Source organism: Actinomycetes bacterium, assembly GCA_036510875.1.
In the GTDB taxonomy this organism is placed as follows: Bacteria; Actinomycetota; Actinomycetes; order Prado026; family Prado026; genus DATCDE01.
Genome location: DATCDE010000317.1, coordinates 1 through 2,643 on the forward strand (window position 1 = coordinate 1; position 2,643 = coordinate 2,643).

A 2,643-nucleotide genomic window follows, 5' to 3' on the forward strand; every position below is an offset into this window, starting at 1 on the left:
GGTCTGCCGGGGCGGTAACAGCGTCGGTCGCCTTCGGCCAGGTCCACGCGTAGTAGACGACACCGGCCAGCAACGCGGCCTCGGTGAGGCTGCCGAGGATGTAGTAGTTCCACTCGCCGACGGCGCTCCCCGCGATGGTGAGGGCGTACACGATGGCCAAGACGATGTTCGTCATGCGGGTGACCTTGACGGGCAGGACGAGGCTGAGGAACAGCATCAGGCTGGGCAGCAGGATGTAGATGGTCATGCCCAGCAAGGAGCCTTGTCCGATGGTGAAGACGGACATCTTGCCGGCTTCGATGTCGGCACGTACGTCGGCTCGGAACAAACCGAACAAGTCCACGTAGGCGAAGACGAACATCATGGAAGTCCACAGTGCGGCGATCTTGATGCGTGGGTTGATCCAGTAGTCCCGGTAGTCGGTCGCGGCGGACATGATGGCCTCCCAAAAGCTGTTCGGGGCTGCGGCTCCCGATGCCGGGACACGCAGGATCCCTCCACCAGTTCGAACCTTCTCTGTCGTTCCACGATCCGACAGAGGCGTTGGTCCCAGCGCGAGACTGAACCGGAACCCTCTATCCCACTACTGCCGACCGGATCCGCCGAGGAGGTGTCCCCGCAGGACGACAACGATCCGGCCGGCCCAGTGACGGACGGGCCCGCAACCCAGATCACGCTGCGCGCCGAGCGAGGGGACCAAGACGACCACTACCTCAGCGCGTCGGTGAACGAGGACGGCAGTCTCGTGCTGGCCGGCCACGACCTCGGACCGGGCACACGCCATGGTCTCCCCAGACGGGGAATACGAGTACTGGATCACCGTCAAGGCCGAGCACTTCCCTTGCGCTCCTGGAGGCCGACCCGCCCCGCCCGATCGACACGAACGTCCCCGGTCGCGGACCCCAGGTCCGGTCGTCCGCCCACCACCAGGTGACTAATCAGCGGCGGAGGTGAGGCCGGAAGTCTCTGGCCGGGCCGGGCCGCGACCGGGGCCGGGACGCTGGTCGTGGGCAGTCCGGCTAGGGGGTACCCGGATGCAGTTGGTCGATGGGCGTTGGGTCAACGAGAACGCCGAGCGTGTGTTTCCGCCTGATGAGGTTGTGTCGGGTGGTCCGGAGTACCGGACGGTGGACCCGAACCGGTGGCTGGTCATCGCGCTCGTGCTGGCCCTGATGGCCCTGGCTGGGCTGAGCGGCCACCGGTACGTGGAGCACCGGCCGACCGTCCAGGAGCGGGCGGCATCCCAGCTGGTCGACGACTACTACACGGCGTTGAACCACCACAACGAGGCCGCGGTCATGACGTTGATGGCCCCGACCGGCTCGCACACCGGGAACGGGGCTTTAGGCGGGGACGTCCTGCCGGTCAGCGGGTGGCAGCTGCGGACGTTCCTGCACTAGCTGCTGGGCTCCGGGGCCTTCGCGGCCGAGCTGACCGGTCCCCCAGTGGTGACGCCAGGACCGCCCGCGACCGAGGTGTCGGTGCCGAACCGGCTCAGTGCCCGGCTGCCCGACGGTCGCACCGTCAGCGTGACCGGGGTGTCGCGGCTGTCGCTGGTGACCGTCGACGGTCGGCTGCGGGTGGACAAGCACGCCTGGTGGGAGCAGGGCTACCTCGGCTGGTCGCAGTGGGCCGGGACGACCGTCAGCCCGATCAAGTCCTGCCCAGCGGGCAGCACCCCGGACCGGCCCGGCCCGGCGGCCCAGAACCGCCCCACGTTCGACGGCGGCGGATGTCCTACGGGGGTCCTACGTCGACCCGGCCGTGGGGCGGGAATCGCTACGTTCCTATGCCAACGATTGGCTTGGGCACCGGGTGGATCTTCGCCCGTCGACTCGGGACCTATACCGGGCGCATCTCGACAACCACGTACTCCCGGCGCTCGGGTCGACTGCCCTAGCCGCGATCCGCCCGTCTGACGTCCGGACGGCAGTCAGGGTCTGGACGTTGAAACTGTCCCCCGCCACAACGCGGACCGTCTTCCGGGTTATGTCGGCGGTGCTTCGGTCGGCGGTGAGGGACGGGCGGATCGTCAAGAATCCGGCGGAGGGCTGCCCGCTCCCCCGGGTCGACAGGCAAGTGCTCGAGCCTCTCTCCCCGTCCTCCGTGCTTGCCCTGGCTGACTCAATCACGCCCCGGTACCGAGTCGCTGTGCTCCTCGGCGCATGTGCAGGTCTACGTCTCGGCGAGGTGCTCGGCCTGCAAGTTGGGCGGGTCGACTTCCTGAGGCGGCGGATCACCGTCGAGCAGCAGTTGCAGCCCGTCCGGGCCGGTGGCGTGCCGGTCCTCTCGCCTCTCAAGACTCCGGCGTCCCGGCGGACGGTACCAGTCGACGACGTCGTAGTGTCCGAACTCGCGGCACACCTCGAGCGGTTCGGCCCCGGCCCCGACGGGCTGCTGCTGGCCAACCGACTTGGCCAGGCGGTCCGCAAGTCCTCGTTCGGGAACCGCTGGCAGACCGCGGTCAAGGACGCGGATCTCCCAACCGGCACCCGGTTCCATGATTATGCCGACCTCTGGGTTATGCCGATGGTGGCCTGAGATCCGTTGGCCTGGTTGGGAAGTTGAGCCTCGCAGGTCGGCATAACGCTGCTGTGTCGGGGATCGTCGTCTTTCTCGTCGAGGAGAAGGAGGACGGTCATG

The 2,643-nt window shown here is 67.8% G+C and carries 3 protein-coding genes; 2 read left to right on the forward strand and 1 reads right to left on the reverse strand.

Going from position 1 to position 2,643, the window contains the following annotated elements; all coding sequences use genetic code 11:
- Nucleotides 1-436 (reverse strand): DUF6326 family protein (locus VIM19_18270; protein ID HEY5186797.1); only part of this gene is annotated, 436 nt, incomplete at its 3' end.
- Nucleotides 437-1,100: 664 nt separating this feature from the next.
- Between VIM19_18270 and VIM19_18275 the strand changes: the two genes are divergently transcribed.
- Both VIM19_18275 and VIM19_18280 read left to right on the forward strand, forming a co-directional pair.
- Entirely contained in the window at nucleotides 1,101-1,400 is a 300-nt protein-coding gene (locus VIM19_18275) for a hypothetical protein (GenBank protein HEY5186798.1), read from the forward strand.
- A 364-nt stretch (nucleotides 1,401-1,764) separates the two neighbouring features.
- Nucleotides 1,765-2,541, forward strand: a complete 777-nt coding sequence (locus tag VIM19_18280; protein ID HEY5186799.1) for a site-specific integrase — start codon at nucleotides 1,765-1,767, stop codon at nucleotides 2,539-2,541.
- The last annotated feature ends 102 nt before the right edge of the window (nucleotides 2,542-2,643 follow it).